We start from the raw sequence: 15,174 nt of genomic DNA, 5'->3' as shown, positions 1-15,174 counted from the left end.
AAGACAGAAATTGCACCGCGCTGGCAAGGTGAAACCTTTAATGAAAATCGCGACTTTTGGGAATGATCCGCACATCGCGCGGATGGGTGCGCGGTTCTGGTGCAGGTTGCTTTTGGTCGCCATCCGCGTCGCGCCCTTCAGGGGCCAGCCGCATCAGCGCATCGGTTCGGTCCACCAGATGTTGGGCCACCACATGGATCACATCAACGTCGCGCTGCACGTAACCTTCGATCATCAAAAGCCGCGATTGCATTACGGTCTTGCGGTAGGCCTCCATCATCTTGGGCCAAACAACAAGGTTCGCCACACCGACTTCATCCTCAATCGTGATGAAACACACGCCCTTCGCGGTGCCCGGTTTCTGGCGGATCAACACGAGGCCAGCCATCTTGACCTTCTGCCACGGACGGGCATTTTTCAGCTGTACGGTATTCATAAACCCCTGTTTGCGCATGGATTTACGCAGGAATGCCATCGGGTGCGCCTTTAAAGACAGGCGCATGGTCTGGTAATCCGCGACGACCTGTTCGCACACTGGCATCACGGGCAGGGGCACGGTGACCTCTGCGCCCTCATCGCGTGTATCTTGGAACAACGGCAGATCAGGGGCATCGCGCAGCGCTTTGGCTTCCCACAGTGCCTGCCTGCGGTCGATGAACATGGATCGCATCGCGTCCGCCTCAGCCAAGCGGCGGACAATCGGGGCGGTGATCTTGCTGCGTTTTTGCAGGTCGGGAATGTCTTCAAACGGCCGATCACGGGCGTGCATGATCTTGGCGGCGGCATCCGCACGCAGTCCGCCAATCTGGCGCAACCCGAGCCGTACAGCCCAACCACCCGTGGATTTGGGTTCCAACGTGGTGTCGAAATCCGAGAAATTCACATCAGCAGGTCGCACCTCGACGCCATGTTCCTGCGCGTCGCGCACAAGCTGTGCAGGGGCATAAAAACCCATCGGCTGGGAATTGAGCAGAGCGGCACAAAACACATCCGGAAAATGACATTTCAGCCACGACGACACGTAAACCAACTGGGCAAAGCTGGCGGCATGGGATTCAGGGAAACCGTATTCGCCAAACCCTTTGATCTGGTTAAAACAATTGGCGGCAAATTCCGGATCATAGCCACGTTCGACCATCCGCCCGACCATCTTATCCTCGAGCAACCCAATTGTGCCTTTGGACCGGAATGTGGCCATCGCCTTGCGCAATTCATTGGCTTCCTTGGACGAAAACTTGGCGGCATCAATAGCGATCTTCATCGCCTGTTCTTGGAAGATGGGAACGCCGAGGGTCCGGCCCAAAATCTTTTTCAATTCCTGCGGATCATGCGGGGCGGCGGGGGCAGGGTACGAGATCACCTCTTCCCCATTTCGACGGCGCAAATAGGGATGCACCATATCGCCCTGAATAGGACCGGGACGGACAATCGCGACCTCGATCACCAGATCATAAAAGGTGCGGGGGCGCAGGCGCGGCAGCATGTTAATCTGGGCGCGGCTTTCCACTTGAAACACCCCGATACTGTCGCCTTTGCACAGCATATGATAGACGCGCGGGTCTTCTTGGGGGACGGTGGCAAGGGTCCATTTTTGATCGTAATGGGCTTCAATCATGTCGAACGCCTTACGAATACAGGTCAGCATCCCAAGCGCCAGAATATCGACCTTGAGTATCCCAAGTCGGTCGATATCGTCCTTGTCCCATTCGATAAAAGACCGGTCCGGCATCGCACCATTGCCGATAGGCACTGTCTCTGTCAGCGCCTTTTCGGTCAGGATGAACCCGCCCACATGCTGGCCCAAATGGCGGGGCATCCCGATCAATTGCTGGGCCACGATGATCGTGCGGCGCAAAATTGGATCAGACAGATCAAGACCGGCCTCTGACACATGACTGCCATCGACATCCTTGCCCCACGACCCCCAAATGGTTTTTGACAGCGCGCCGGTGACATCCTCTGACAGGCCCATCACCTTGCCCACCTCGCGAATGGCGGAACGGGGGCGGTAATGGATCACGGTGGCGCAAAGCCCCGCGCGATGACGGCCATATTTGGCGTAGATATGCTGGATGACTTCCTCGCGCCGCTCGTGTTCGAAATCGACGTCAATATCGGGCGGCTCGTCGCGGTCCTCTGAAATGAATCGTTCAAACAAAAGCTGATGCTGGGCAGGATCAACAGCCGTGATGCCCAAAACATAACACACAGCAGAATTCGCGGCTGATCCGCGGCCCTGACACAGGATCGGCGGGCTGGCATCTTCGCGGGCATAGCGGACGATGTCGTGGATGGTCAGGAAATACTGAGCGAGCTCCTTTTTCTGGATCATCGCCAGTTCTTTGAGGATCGTCGTGCGGGTCTCTTCCGGAATGCCGTCCGGATAACGGGTCTTCGCACCGTCCCACGTCAGCTGTTCGAGATAGGCCTGCGGAGTCATGTCCGTCGGGATCACCTCCGACGGATATTCATAACGCAACTCATCGAGGCTGAAGCTGATCTGATCGGCCAGATCGCGGGTGGCGCGGATCGCGTGGGGCCACTCGGTGAACAGTCGGATCATTTCGTCGGGGGATTTGAGGTGACGTTCGGCGTTGGGCAGCAGTTTGTAACCGGCTTTGGCGATGGTGGTCTTCTCGCGAATACAGGTCATCACGTCCTGCAATGGGCGACGCTCAGGGGCGTGATACAGGACGTCATTTGTGGCCAGAAGGGTCAGTTTGTGCTGATCTGCCAGCGCATCAAGACGGTTAATCCGCGCACGATCATCGCCGCGATAATGATAACTGGCGGCAATATGTGTGAGTGCGGGCAGGGCGCGTTTGAACTTGGGCAGGCTGCGGGCAAAGCGGGACACGGCCTTGGGGGGAACGGCAATGACGACACACCCATCAGTGTGGGCTGCCAGATCGGCCAGCGTGAGATCGCACAGCCCCTTGGCCTGCCACTGCCCATCGGCATCGTGCATCCGGCCCTTGGAAATCAAGCGACACAGCTGACCGTAATCTGTGCGGGTCTTGGGGTAGACGAGAAAGGCTTCGCCGGTTTGCAGCACGATCCTTGTGCCAATGAACGGACGTAACTGACAGCTTGTGGCTTCAGAAAAGATGCGAACGGCACCTGCAAAACTGTTCCAATCCGCGCAGCCCAGAGCATCATAGCCTAACTCCCACGCCGTGGTGGCCAGATCCACGGCATCTGAGGCGCCACGCAGAAATGAAAAGCAGGTGGTCAGGGAAAATTCAACAAAGGGGCAGCGGTCATTGGGCGTGTAAATACCATCCAAAGGAACGGTACGGCGCGGAATGGCATGATCGTTCTCAGGCATCGTCTATGTCTGGACTTGCGCCTGCGGCGGGCGGGGAGGGGGCGCTGCCCCCGCCTGCGGCTCCCCCGGGATATTTATCGCCAAAAGAAAGGAAGTGTTTCGCCCGCAATATAGTAGACGAAACACCTTCTTCTGGCACGGTCATCGGCGTCCCCGCCTGTACCGTGCGGTTAGAGTAACCGGTTAAGGTTAACCTATCCTTTCTTTTGGCGATAAATATCCCGGGGGGTATGGGGGGCTGGCCCCCCATCGCGGGGTACGTCATCACGCAAAGACTCCATGTACAAACCAACGTGGTGTCGTACCTCGATAATCCCCCAGTACCCCGTGCCGATAGAGCCAGAGCCTGTGCATGAGCTGGTCTTCCACATTGTAGTAATCGCGCAGCCGTGTCCCTGGCATATCCTGCCACCATTCCGGCGCGATCCTTTCGGGGCCTGAAAACCGGACGACACGTCGCGTGACCCGCCGCCAGACGAATTGGGCCGGAGGCCCTTCGGGGACTGCGTAGAGCACGCGGACTTCTTCGGGGGGATCAAGCAGCCGTGTGGGCCGTTTGGTCCGCATGGTGCTTGTCGTCTGGGCGTTTTGCAGTGCGGGTTGCCAGACTTCTGCCCGTTCAGGCATGTGGCTGGCGTTGTGGGTAGGGCGTGTGACCGCATGTGCCCCAAGCCGCGCTGTCAGCCGGTCCAGCAGTTGCGGGAGGTCCGCCCCATCTTGGCCCTTTTGACTAAGTCCCGGTTGGCGGTGCTGCATGGCTTCGACCATCGTAGCCCCGAGCGTGATCAGATCGAAACCAAACCCCGGATTGATCCGTTCCAATTGATCATCAAACAGCCGCAGCAGGTGATCGGGGTCACGGTTGGCTTGGGCTGTGGCTACGTCGATGTGGCTGACTTCACCATCCGTGCGGAATACCCGCACTTGGATGCGCCGCGCCCCAAATCCTGCTTGGGTAAGCTGGGCGCAAAGATCTTTGCACAGCGCGGGCAGGTGGGGCGTTGGGTCTTGCACAGGTTCTGCCAGATTAGCCTGCACCACAAAGCGTGGTGGATCTTCGTGCGCGCTGACCGGTTCGGCAAGGCGATCCATCATCTGATCAAGCCGCAAGAGCGGGTTAGCAATCAGATCGGCCCGACTAAACCGTCGTGCCAGTGACACACGTGGGACAGCCATCAGATCGCCCACCGATTTGAGCCCCAACCGGTTGAGCAATTGCACGGTGTCCCCCGTCAACCGCAGGGCGCGCACGGGCATGTTGGACATGCGTGTGGACAACGCGTCTGCTGTACAGACTTCACGCACCCCGCCAAACCGGCTGAGCGCCCAAGACGCCCCATGGGTGGGGCTCACCGCGAGATTGGCGGACAGGCCAAGTCGCGCAAACCGTTCTTCCATATCACGCAGCATTGCGGCCTCGCCGCCCCAAAGGTGGTCGGCCCCCGTGGTGTCCAGAACCAGTCCTGCGGGGCCGTCGATCGCCGTCCACGGACACCAGCGCCGCGCCCAGAGCATTAGTTTTTCCAACGCCTTCTGGTCGCCGCCGATGTCTGCAAAAGTCACCTTCAGGTCGGGGCACAGCGCACGCATATCAACGACGCGCGCCCCGATGTGCACACCTTCGGTTTCGGCAGCCCTATTGGTGGCGTGGATGATTGATCCGTGATGCCCTTCGGTGGCGAGGGCCGCGGGGATGTCTTCAGGGGGCGCTTCGTTTTGGGTGGCGGCCCAACGCGCCCAGCGTTCCATGGCAAAGCGGGGCAGGTGGATCGTGGTGATCCTGCGTGTCAGTGTTGGTTTGGTTATGCTGTTGTTGGGCTGTGTGACTGCGCCTGCGGCGACACCCACCCGCCCAACCTTTTGCGCAAGACGCTGGGGGGGCGGTGATTTTGGCGCACCGATAGGGGTGAAGCTATCGGGATCACTGACCCATGTGGTGTCTGTACTGTCCTGATTTGCGGGGCCAGCTTTTGTGTGGTGGTCAACGGCCATCGCGGCTCGCAGCGCCTCTATGGCATGTGCGAGCATATCCGGATTGGTCCGGGAGGGAGTGTGCCCTGTCGTGCTTTCGGCGGCGGTGTCTTTGGCTTTGGGCGGCGAAAAGGGCAGGACAGGCAGCTTGTCCTTGGTTTTCATTTTTGATCTTTCCGTGTGTTATGCGGGTTTGATGCCTTCGGCGAAGATATTTGGGGCCAAAAGATGGGGCGGTTACGCCTGCATTGCGGACGCTTGTGCTTGGTCATCTGCGGTACCGTGCTGCAGTACCAATCCTGTGCTGTCATCATAATGCGCCACCCATTGTCCCGGTGCGCGCCAGCGTGCCCGAAACAGGTCCGCTTGCCACAGCGGTTGCCCCGGTGCCCGATTGTCGTAGGGCAGTGCCATGCTGGGCAAGCTGCTGACTGTCCAGCGTTCGCGCGCGGCACTGAGATTGGGATGGGCTGCCCTGCGGATCAGCCATGCGGGCACGGTGTTGGCTTCCGCCCTGAGTGCGAGCCGTTTGGTCGCCGTGAAATCGAGCGCTTGCGGATCCCCCCAGACTTCCCCGATCACACCACATAGATCGCGGCAACGCAGGCCTTCTTCCATCGCCCATAGCACGTCGATCGCCCGACTGACGTCCACGTGGATGATGTCGCGCACCGGATAGAGCCCCGCCAGATAGGGACGTCCCGCTTCGCGGCGTGACAACCGGTCCTGCACCCACAGCAGTGGTTTGTCGGTGCCATGCATTTGCGCCAGTGCAAATCCTGTTGGTGCCCCGTCCACGACTGCTGTGGCAAAGATTTCCCCAAGCGTCGCCTGTTTGCCCGCATCCTTTTGTGTATGCCGGTTTTGCATGTGGGTGGATGACGGTGATGGGTGGGGTGGGCACTGCACGAAGGCTCCAATGGTTAATGTTCACATTTTGTTCTTATATGGCGAGTCGTCTTTTGCGTCAAATGTTTGTGCCATGAAGATCTGATGCCTTGTGTCCGATCCATCCTGTCGTAAGCTGTGCAAAAGGGGATCAAGATGACGCATGTACGTGACGAACTAAGGGCTGTCTTTGCTGCGGGGGTTGCGGCTGCCGACCCATATGTCGCTGTTTCAAAACATATATCTGATGTAGCACCACCCGCGTTGATCATTGCTGTGGGCAAGGCCGCAGTGCAAATGGCCCGCGCCGCATTGGACGTTTTCCCAAATGTTCCAACACGTGTCGTCACGAATTATGAAAATGCAGTCGATCTGACAGGTGCCGTTGTCATGGCTGCAGGTCATCCTGTGCCAGATGCAAACGGGGCTGCAGCCGCTGATGCCGTATTGGCTGATCTTGCCGCCGCCACAGGTCCCGTACTCGCTTTGATTTCCGGTGGTGGGTCGGCCTTGCTGCCCGCACCCGTGGATGGGGTCAGTCTTGCGGATAAGGCGGCGCTGAATGCGCTGCTGCTTGGGGCAGGCCTTGATATCACGCAAATGAACCTTGTCCGCCAGCAGGTGTCCAAGATCAAAGGTGGCGGGCTTTTGGCAGCGGCTGCCCCGCAATCGGTGACGGCCCTGATCCTGTCGGATGTCGTCGGCGATGATCTGTCGACCATTGCCAGTGGCCCGACCGCTGCCCCTTTGGGCACAGCGCGCCAAGCCGTGGCGATCTTGGAGAAAGCAGGCATTTGGGACGATGTACCACAGTCGATCAGGGCGCATCTTGAGAAAGACGTCGCCGCGGCGGTATTGCCGAAACATCACAATGTGTTGGTCGGATCAAATGCGCTGAGCGTTGATGCCATGGCGGCCAAACGGCCTGACGCACAAGTGCTTGATCCGGTCGAGGGCGATGTCGCTGATGCGGCGCGTGAGATATGCGACGCGGCCGGACCAGGTTTCACGATCTGGGGCGGAGAGACGACCGTGCAGCTAAAGGGCACAGGGCGCGGCGGGCGTAATCAGGAACTGGCGCTACGGATCGCCCTTGAAGCGCGTGCGCGCGGCTGGACCGACTGGTGCTGTTTGCAAGGTGGATCGGACGGGCGTGACGGGCCGACAGATGCGGCGGGCGGTTTGGTGGATCACGGAACCTTGGACCGGATCGCAGCGGCTGGTGGTGAACTGGACGCCTTGTTGGCAAACAACGACAGCTATGCGGCGCTCGCTTTGGCGGGTGATTTGTTGATCACCGAGGCCACGGGGACGAATGTCGCTGATTTGGGCGTTCTGATTAGACAGGGGTAGGGGCGCTGCCCCCGCCTGCGGCTCCCCCGGGATATTTAAGGCCAAAAGAAAGGGGCCAGCGCTGTGACGCGACTGGCCCGTTCAATTTAATCAATCTGCTTAAATTGACCGTATTTGCCACCGTGGAACACCAGCGGGTCGCCGCCTTGGTGGTGCGCCTTTGTAACGTGGCCCACGACAATCACGTGATCGCCCGCGTCATGCGTGGCCTCCAAGTTACATTCAAAGGTGGCCAGCGCCCCTTCGATGATTGGCATGCCACAATGTGAGAGATGCATCGGAATATCAGCGATTGCTGTTTTCGACTTGATGATCGCCGCACAGATATCGCGCTGGTCAGCTGCCAGAATATGCACTGCAAACCGACGCGACCCTGCGAAATGTTCGAACCGCTTGGACGATTTCGCCGGTGACCACAGGACCAAAGGTGGATCAAGTGACACGCTAGCAAAACTATTCGCCACAATAGCCACTGGTCCTTCCGGACTGTCGGTTGTGACTACGGTGACGCCAGTCACAAAGGTGCCTAACGCGCCGCGAAAGCTGTCGGGGTCAGAGCTGGGGTCGAAAGTTGCGATTGTGCCTGCGTCCATTATGGAACCTCATTGCCAAGGGCTGCGGTGTAAAGCTGGAACCAAAGCTCGCGGGTCATTTCGACCTTAAGGGCATCAGACAACGCTTTGATCCGGTTCAGGTTATTGGTCCCCATCACCGGCATGATATTCGCAGGGTGCGCCAAAAGCCACGCCACTGCAACTGCGCTCGCATCAACGCCAAAAGAAGAACCGATTTCGGTCATCAGATCGCGGGTCGCAGAATTCGAGGTCAGCAAAGCGCCGCCACCCAGTGGGGACCATGCCATAATCGGCACACCGCGTTCTTGCAGGTATGCAACGTCGCCGTTTGTGAAGCCTTCGTTTGCAGTCAGGGAAAGTTCGATCTGGTTCGTCACAAGCTGCGTTTTCATCGCGGATTGCAGCAGCGTCCAATCGTGCAGTTTGAAGTTGGACACGCCAACAGTCCGGACTTTGCCGGAGGCCACAAGCGCATCAAGTGCTGCACCTGTTTCATGTTGATCCATGAACGGATCAGGGCGGTGGATCAGCAGCGTGTCGATCTTGTCCACGTCCATCAGGCGCAAGGAATGATCAACAGATGCGGTCACGTGCGCTGCGGAGGTGTCGTAGAATTTGCACGATGCGTCCGCATAGCGGCCAGCAGGTGCTACGATATCGCACTTGGTCACGATCTCGATTTTGTCTTTCAGGGCAGGGGCGGCTTTCAGGGCTGCACCTAACACTTCTTCGGCCTCATAGCCGCCGTAAATGTCGGCTTGGTCCATCGTGGTGATGCCTTGGGCCAGACAGGCTTCGATCTTTTCTTGGACGTGCGCGGGGGATGTGTCATCCGCCTCTGCCAGCCGCCACATGCCGTAAACGATGCGGGAAAAGGAAAGGTCTTTGGTAATGTCGACGCGGTTCATGTACGGGGTCCTGTGCCAAGTGGCGTTGCTGGTGTTTCTGATGGCACACGCCCGTAGGCATGCGGCAAAGAACAGGTTTTCAAGTGTGGCATCACGCGGCTGCCGAAATGTTCGGCCTCTGCGATATGCGGATAGCCGGAGAAGATGAAGGACCGGATGCCCATCTTTTGGTAATTTTCAATCTTGGACATAACCTGATCTGTGGACCCGACAAGGGCAGCGCCACAGCCAGACCGCGCACGGCCAACGCCAGTCCATAGACCGGGTTCAGTGTAGCCATATTTATCGGCCAATTCACGGGCTTTCGCCTGATGCGCCACGCCTAAGGAAATGGAATCATGCGCGCGGTCGCGGATCAGTTTGCCGTATTCATCGTCAAGTTTAGACGCGATGTAATCGGCGTATTCTTTCGCCTCGGCTTCGGTATCGCGGACGATCATGTGGACCCGCAGACCGTAATCAAGCGTCCGGTTATTGGCGGCGGCACGGGCGTGCACGTCCTTCATCCGCTGTTCCAACATGTCCTGCGTTTCAGGCCACATCAGATAGACGTCACATTGGGCACCACACAGTTCCAACGCGTCTGGGGAATACCCACCGAAATACAGCAGCGGGCCGCCATTCTGTTGATACGGCTTGGCCGGACCGGTTGGGACTTTGTCAAACTGGTAGACTTCACCGTCGTGTGTAATCTCGTCTTGGGTCCACGCCTGACGCAGGATTTGCACGACTTCATGAGAGCGTTTGTAGCGGTACGGGCTCGGGGCCACTTCACCAGGGAAATCGGATGAGATCACGTTGAGCGTCAGACGCCCTTTCAGCATGTGATCGAGGGTCGCAATGGTCCGCGCCAACATGATCGGCTGCATTTCACCACAACGGATCGCGGCCAGAAAGTTGATCTTTTCAGTCAGCGGGGCCATGCCGGACACAAAGGACATGGTGTCTTGACCGACCTGATAAGACGATGGCGCAAGAATGTTGCGAAAGCCCTGCTTTTCAGCCGTCAAAGCGATGTCGCGGCAATGTTCCCACGACGATTTCAGATCAGGGTCAGGCACCCCAAGGAACTGGTAATCGTCCGAACACAAAGCGGAGAACCACGAAACCTCTGCTGCATCAAGATCAGGGCTGGTAATTGGTACGACAGTCATTGATTCCACTTCCCCTTGGGTGTTGTTGCCTCTTGCCTAGCACGGCAGATTGTGTGCATCAATGGTGGATCAATTATCAAATCGGACCGGGGAGGGACCGAGATGGCGGACGCCTCATCGTTACCAAAGTATATCCAAGTCAGCGAAATGCTGATCCGTGAAATTGCAGCGGGGCATTTGGCCGACGGGGCGCGTTTGCCACCCGAACGGGATATGGCGGTCGAGCTTGGTATTTCTGTGGGCACGCTCCGCAAGGCGCTGGGCGATTTGGCGGACAAAGGGATGCTGGAACGGGTCCAAGGGTCCGGCAACTACGTGCGTCATCAAACCGATGTAGCGTCGGTCTATGCGTTCTTCCGTTTGGAACGCACGGGCGGGGGCGGTCTGCCAACGGCGCGTGTCCTGGATGTGACGCGCTTGCCAAAAGAAACGGGCATGCCCGATTTTGGTCCGTCCGCCGAAGGGCACCGGATCAGACGGCTGCGGTCCTTGGATAAGGAAGTGATCGCGCTTGAGGAAATCTGGCTGGACGGGTCGTATCGCGACACCGTAACCGCCGAGGACCTGAGCGAGTCGCTCTATCATTTTTATCGTCATGATCTGGGGCTGATGATCGGCTCCGCGGTTGATGACATTGGCGTGGCACCTGTGCCCGCTTGGTGCCATGACAGCTTTGGTCTGCAGACCGGCGATATGGCTGGATACATTGAACGGGTCAGTTCCGACGCAGCAGGTTCGCCTGCGGAATTTTCCCGGACTTGGTTCGATTATAACAAGGCGCGTTACATATCGCGCATCGGAAAAGGGTAACGACGTTGGAAATGGTCAACTACGGGATAATTGGATGCGGCATGATGGCCCGCGAGCATATCCAAAATATCGGGCTTCTTCCCCATGGGACGGTCACTGCGGTCTTTGATCCAGTGCGTGATCTGGCGGAAAGCGCCGCGACATTGGCTGGCGACGCATACGTGGCAGATAGCTTAGAAGATTTGCTGGCGTTCGAGAACATCGACGCGCTGGTGATCGTCAGCCCGAACTATCTGCACGTGGATCAGATGAAGATCATCGCACAGACACGGCCTTTGCCCGTTCTTTGCGAAAAGCCGTTGTACACCGACCCCGCGCAAGCCCGCGTGATTGCGGATCTTGCGGCGGACTATCCGGAACCGTTTTGGGTTGCGATGGAATACCGCTATATGCCGCCAGTTGCGGCCCTGATCGAGCAAGCAGAGCAAGCCACGGGCGGTATCAAGATGCTGACCGTGCGCGAACACCGCTTTCCGTTCTTGCCCAAGATTGGGGACTGGAACCGATTCAACGCAAAAACAGGCGGAACATTGGTCGAAAAGTGCTGCCATTTCTTCGACCTGATGCGGTTGATCCTCAAAGACGAACCGATCCGCGTTATGGCGTCTGCGGGGCAGGGGTTTAACCACCTTGAAGAACGCTACAACGACGAAACACCGGACATCTGGGACCATGGCTATGTGATCATTGATTTCAAAGGCGGGGCGCGGGCGATGCTGGAATTGTGCATGTTCGCCGAAGGATCACGCTACCAAGAAGAAATTAGCGCTGTAGGCCCCAAAGCGAAAATCGAAGCATTGGTTCCCGGACCGGGCCGGTTCTGGCCAAAGGCGCTGGGTGAGGCGCCTGTGCCGCAGCTGATCATTTCACCACGCGCACCGAAGGGGCCGTTCACGTCTGAAATTCCGGTTGATCCAACGCTGTTGGAAGCAGGCGATCACAACGGATCGACCTTCTACCAACACCAGCGGTTCAACGCGGTTGTGCGCGGCGAAGGCGTTGTGGAAGTCACGGCAGATGACGGCATGAAAGCCGTTGCAATTGGCCTCGCGGCACAGGAATCCGCCCGTACCGGTCAGGCTGTGATGCTTGATCTGTGATTGAAACCTTCCCCGCGGGGAAGGCGTTCGCTGGGTTTACGCGTTGAAAACCCTCCACAGCTTGCGGATCGACGCATCATATAGATCGTCGCAAACAGCTACGTCGCGCAGCATCTGCGCGGCGTTTTGTTCGACTAACGGTCTGCAGACATATCCATGCCAAACATAATGCCACCGTCACGTGACCACCCTTTGAGCGCGTCAGGATAGTAGCGGACGTTTTCGATACCCACGATTTCAGAGGCATAGAACCAAGACACAGCGCTAAGCTCACCTGTCTGACAAATGCTGATCAGCATTTCGTCGTCAAGATGCAGCCCGCGGCCTTCAAGCCTTTCGCGAAATTCCTGTACGGCCTGTGCTGATAGATTGTCGGCATCCAGATCGTTGGTGAACCAGCTTGACGGCACGTATTGCGCCATTGGCATGCTGACCAAGGGTTCGCCCGTTTCCATGGACTTCCGAACCTGTCCGTCCAGTCGCGCATCAAGAATTGCCCCGTCTATTTGGCCGCTCGCGACGGCAAAAATATCCATCGGGTCGGCCCACCAATCAGTCTGGATTTCCAAATCAACGAGAGTTGCAGGTAAAACCGTCGGCTCATCAACTGTTGGTAAATCAGCGGCTTGCCAGGCTTTGAAACCGTCTTCCAAGATGGCAATATTCTGGAACCCAGCGGATTTTAGAACCCAATAGACAATCGCGGCACGTCCAGTTTGCACGATGTGGCCAGACTGATTGTGAATAACAACTGGCAGGTCAGGGTCGATCCCAATGCTGCCGATCATCGTTTCAAGTTCTGCCTCGGTCAGCATACGTCCCGCACGGTCCGCGGGCCCCTGCCAATTGGGGAAGGACATCCAAATAGCACCGGGAATTGACCCCTTAGGCATGTATTTTTCGGCACGGATATCGATGATCTGAATGTCCGGTACCTGTTCCATCAAGGCGCTGAGTTCATTCACATTGACGTAGCGAGACCAGTCTGACGGTGTGATCGATCGCTGGGATGATGCGCTTTGCGCTGATCCGATGTTTGGGAGAGCCATGAACAACGGTGTGCTGATTGCGAGCGTTTTAAGAAAACCTTTTAAAAACTTCATAGTGACTACCTTTTTTAGGCACCCTGAGTGCCATATTCACTAGCGTCAGATGGCACGGCAATGTGTCGATATTTAGTACAAACCTACAAAACTTTTAGACATTTGCATGGCGCGAGGCCTTTGAAATGCGGAATTTTATACATAGAAAAGGCGCCCCGTTTATGCGGGGCGCCCTTTCTTGTGATACTGGGAAGAGGTGTTACTTCACTGCACCTAGTGTCAAACCTGCGATGAAGTGCTTTTGCATCAAGAAGAACATCGCGACCGGCGGCAAAGCCGCCACGATCGACCCTGCGGACATCAGATGGTAGGCCGCGCGGAACTGCGAGTTGAACTCTGTGATGCCTGCCGTCACTGGCTGCGCGTTTGGCCCTTGTGTCAGCACAACCGCCCAGAAGTAGTCGTTCCAGATGAAGGTAAAGATTAACACGGCAAGCGCTGCGAGCGCTGGTTTCATCAGTGGCAGCACGACGTAAAGGAAGATGCGCCATTCCGCGATGCCTTCGACGCGCGCGGCTTCGATCAGCGGGAAAGGCAGGGCTTTGATGAAGTTCCGCATAAACAGCGTGCAGAACCCAGTTTGGAACGCGATGTGGAACAGGACCAAACCTTGCACTGTGTCGTACATGCCAAGGCTGATCGTCAGATCGCGTACGGGCACCATCAGGATTTGGAAGGGCACGAAGTTGCCAGCGATGAACATGAAGAAAATCAGCAGGTTGCCTTTGAACTTATAAATACCAAGTGCGAAACCTGCCATGGCCGACAAGGCCACCGCACCGATCACCGTTGGGATCGTGATGAACACAGAGTTCAGCAGGTATTTCGGCATGTTGGATTCAAAGAACACCTTGCCGTAGTTGTTGAACATCTCGAAGCTGGATGGCAGCCCCCAGAAGTTCCCGTTTACGAAATCCGCGTCAGGCTTAATCGAGAACATGGCAACAGCGATCAGTGGCAAAAGCCAGATGACCAAAACGATCGGCAGGATGATCTGATAGCTGATCTGCCACGTGCGGGATGACTTTTCGATGGGTGTTGGAAACATCTTAGTGCGCCCCTTTTTCGTCTTGGTACATCGACCACAGGAAGTAGACGATAAATCCTAGCATGATGAAGAACAGGACCACTGCGATGGCCGCCCCGTATCCCATGCGGAAGCCAAATTCGGACAGTGATTCCTCGAACATGTAGAACGACAGAACCCGTGTGGACCCGAACGGACCACCGTTCGTCATCACGGAAATCAAATCGAAAGACCGCAGCGCGCCAATGATGGTCACAACAAAAGCGATAAAGGTCGCGGGCTTCAGCTGGGGTAGGATCACATACCAGAGCATCTTGTGCCCCTTAGCGCCGTCAAGACGTGCCGCTTCGACCTGTTCGGGGTCAACCGCGTTCAGACCTGTGAGATACAAGATCATGCAGTATGCCGTCTGTGGCCAAAGGCCTGCCGCGATAATGCCGTAGGTGGCCGTGTTCGGGTTGCCCAGAACGCCGCCTTTGACCTCAAGTCCGAAGATATCAAGGATCACGCTGAACAGGCCAAAGTTCGGCAGGTAGAACCATGAGAACACGAGGCCCACAACGACTTGGCTGATCACAAACGGGAAGAAAAACAAAGACTTATAAAGCCGAATACCCGTGACTGTCTGGTTCAAAAACAATGAAATCATCAATCCCAGCGGGATCGCCAGCAGGTACAGGAGCAGCCATTTGATGTTGTTTACGAACGAAATGTTGAATTTGCGATCGTCGGTCAAAAGCCGTTCGTAGTTGGCCAAGCCAACGTAGGTTTTTTCGCCTAGACCATCCCATTCGTGAAACGAAATCCAGAACGATTGGCCGATCGGAATGATCACATAGACCACAAAGAACAAGACGGCTGGAAACAAGAACAACCACGGTGTGATCGCGATCTCGTTGCGCTTGTACCAGCCGCGTTCGGCCGTTGAAGGTTCAACTGTTGTAAATGCCATGGGGT

General features: G+C 56.9%; 12 protein-coding genes. 3 read left to right on the top strand and 9 right to left on the bottom strand.

The window, feature by feature from the left end; genetic code table 11:
- Positions 1 to 37 precede the first annotated feature (37 nt).
- The 3 genes from MWU61_RS10340 to MWU61_RS10330 all read right to left on the bottom strand — a co-directional run bounded on the left by MWU61_RS10340 (position 38) and on the right by MWU61_RS10330 (position 6,208).
- Positions 38 to 3,328, bottom strand: a complete 3,291-nt coding sequence (locus MWU61_RS10340) for an error-prone DNA polymerase (RefSeq protein ID WP_247128289.1) — start codon at positions 3,326 to 3,328, stop codon at positions 38 to 40.
- 264 nt (positions 3,329 to 3,592) lie between these two features.
- Entirely contained in the window at positions 3,593 to 5,464 is a 1,872-nt protein-coding gene (locus MWU61_RS10335) for a DNA polymerase Y family protein (RefSeq protein ID WP_348645579.1), read from the bottom strand.
- Between the two features lie 72 nt (positions 5,465 to 5,536).
- Positions 5,537 to 6,208, bottom strand: coding sequence for a hypothetical protein (locus MWU61_RS10330; RefSeq protein WP_247128288.1), 672 nt, complete (start codon positions 6,206 to 6,208; stop codon positions 5,537 to 5,539).
- Between the two features lie 135 nt (positions 6,209 to 6,343).
- Here MWU61_RS10330 and MWU61_RS10325 point away from each other — a divergent pair, with 135 nt between their 5' ends.
- Positions 6,344 to 7,540 (top strand): DUF4147 domain-containing protein, encoded by a 1,197-nt coding sequence (locus MWU61_RS10325; RefSeq protein WP_247128287.1) that lies wholly within the window; start codon positions 6,344 to 6,346, stop codon positions 7,538 to 7,540.
- Positions 7,541 to 7,626: 86 nt separating this feature from the next.
- Here MWU61_RS10325 and MWU61_RS10320 read toward each other — a convergent pair whose 3' ends face one another.
- Genes MWU61_RS10320 through MWU61_RS10310 form a run of 3 tightly spaced genes read right to left on the bottom strand, consistent with a single transcriptional unit; the run spans position 7,627 to position 10,177 of the window.
- The gene (locus MWU61_RS10320; RefSeq protein ID WP_247128286.1) at positions 7,627 to 8,133 is read right to left on the bottom strand and encodes a flavin reductase family protein; all 507 of its coding nucleotides are present in this window, start codon (positions 8,131 to 8,133) and stop codon (positions 7,627 to 7,629) included.
- A complete protein-coding gene (locus MWU61_RS10315; RefSeq protein WP_247128285.1) occupies positions 8,133 to 9,023 on the bottom strand; it encodes an aldo/keto reductase in 891 nt (296 codons plus the stop codon). Before MWU61_RS10315 ends, MWU61_RS10320 begins: the two co-directional genes overlap by 1 nt.
- Complete coding sequence (locus MWU61_RS10310; protein ID WP_247128284.1) at positions 9,020 to 10,177, bottom strand: LLM class flavin-dependent oxidoreductase; 1,158 nt, start codon at positions 10,175 to 10,177, stop codon at positions 9,020 to 9,022. The genes MWU61_RS10315 and MWU61_RS10310 overlap by 4 nt, the downstream gene beginning before the upstream one ends.
- 102 nt (positions 10,178 to 10,279) lie before the next feature.
- Here MWU61_RS10310 and MWU61_RS10305 point away from each other — a divergent pair, with 102 nt between their 5' ends.
- Positions 10,280 to 10,987, top strand: a complete 708-nt coding sequence (locus tag MWU61_RS10305) for a GntR family transcriptional regulator (protein ID WP_247128283.1) — start codon at positions 10,280 to 10,282, stop codon at positions 10,985 to 10,987.
- Between the two features lie 11 nt (positions 10,988 to 10,998).
- Positions 10,999 to 12,087 carry a Gfo/Idh/MocA family oxidoreductase gene (locus tag MWU61_RS10300; protein ID WP_247128419.1) on the top strand — a complete coding sequence of 363 codons (1,089 nt, stop codon included), beginning with the start codon at positions 10,999 to 11,001 and terminating at the stop codon, positions 12,085 to 12,087.
- 134 nt (positions 12,088 to 12,221) lie between these two features.
- Here the strand turns inward: MWU61_RS10300 and MWU61_RS10295 are convergent, their stop codons facing one another.
- The 3 genes from MWU61_RS10295 to MWU61_RS10285 form a co-directional block, all read right to left on the bottom strand.
- Positions 12,222 to 13,190 (bottom strand): rhodanese-like domain-containing protein, encoded by a 969-nt coding sequence (locus MWU61_RS10295; RefSeq protein ID WP_247128282.1) that lies wholly within the window; start codon positions 13,188 to 13,190, stop codon positions 12,222 to 12,224.
- A gap of 199 nt (positions 13,191 to 13,389) precedes the next feature.
- Entirely contained in the window at positions 13,390 to 14,238 is an 849-nt protein-coding gene (locus MWU61_RS10290; protein ID WP_247128281.1) for a carbohydrate ABC transporter permease, read from the bottom strand.
- A gap of 1 nt (position 14,239) precedes the next feature.
- On the bottom strand, positions 14,240 to 15,169 hold the full coding sequence (locus tag MWU61_RS10285; RefSeq protein WP_247128280.1) for a sugar ABC transporter permease: 930 nt from the start codon (positions 15,167 to 15,169) through the stop codon (positions 14,240 to 14,242).
- Between the last annotated feature and the right edge of the window lie 5 nt (positions 15,170 to 15,174).

It is taken from the genome of Loktanella sp. F6476L (assembly GCF_023015725.1).
Lineage (GTDB): Bacteria > Pseudomonadota > Alphaproteobacteria > Rhodobacterales > Rhodobacteraceae > Yoonia.
Note: the sequence above shows the minus strand (reverse complement) of the source record. Positions and strands in the feature narration are given on the sequence as shown.

Coding starts and splice junctions, on each gene's coding strand:
- MWU61_RS10310 (WP_247128284.1), bottom strand. CDS start 10,177: ATGACTGTCGTACCAATTACCAGCCCTGATCTTGATGCAGCAGAGGTT.
- MWU61_RS10290 (WP_247128281.1), bottom strand. CDS start 14,238: ATGTTTCCAACACCCATCGAAAAGTCATCCCGCACGTGGCAGATCAGC.
- MWU61_RS10295 (WP_247128282.1), bottom strand. CDS start 13,190: ATGAAGTTTTTAAAAGGTTTTCTTAAAACGCTCGCAATCAGCACACCG.
- MWU61_RS10305 (WP_247128283.1), top strand. CDS start 10,280: ATGGCGGACGCCTCATCGTTACCAAAGTATATCCAAGTCAGCGAAATG.
- MWU61_RS10300 (WP_247128419.1), top strand. CDS start 10,999: ATGGTCAACTACGGGATAATTGGATGCGGCATGATGGCCCGCGAGCAT.
- MWU61_RS10285 (WP_247128280.1), bottom strand. CDS start 15,169: ATGGCATTTACAACAGTTGAACCTTCAACGGCCGAACGCGGCTGGTAC.
- MWU61_RS10325 (WP_247128287.1), top strand. CDS start 6,344: ATGACGCATGTACGTGACGAACTAAGGGCTGTCTTTGCTGCGGGGGTT.
- MWU61_RS10320 (WP_247128286.1), bottom strand. CDS start 8,133: ATGGACGCAGGCACAATCGCAACTTTCGACCCCAGCTCTGACCCCGAC.
- MWU61_RS10315 (WP_247128285.1), bottom strand. CDS start 9,023: ATGAACCGCGTCGACATTACCAAAGACCTTTCCTTTTCCCGCATCGTT.
- MWU61_RS10340 (WP_247128289.1), bottom strand. CDS start 3,328: ATGCCTGAGAACGATCATGCCATTCCGCGCCGTACCGTTCCTTTGGAT.
- MWU61_RS10335 (WP_348645579.1), bottom strand. CDS start 5,464: ATGAAAACCAAGGACAAGCTGCCTGTCCTGCCCTTTTCGCCGCCCAAA.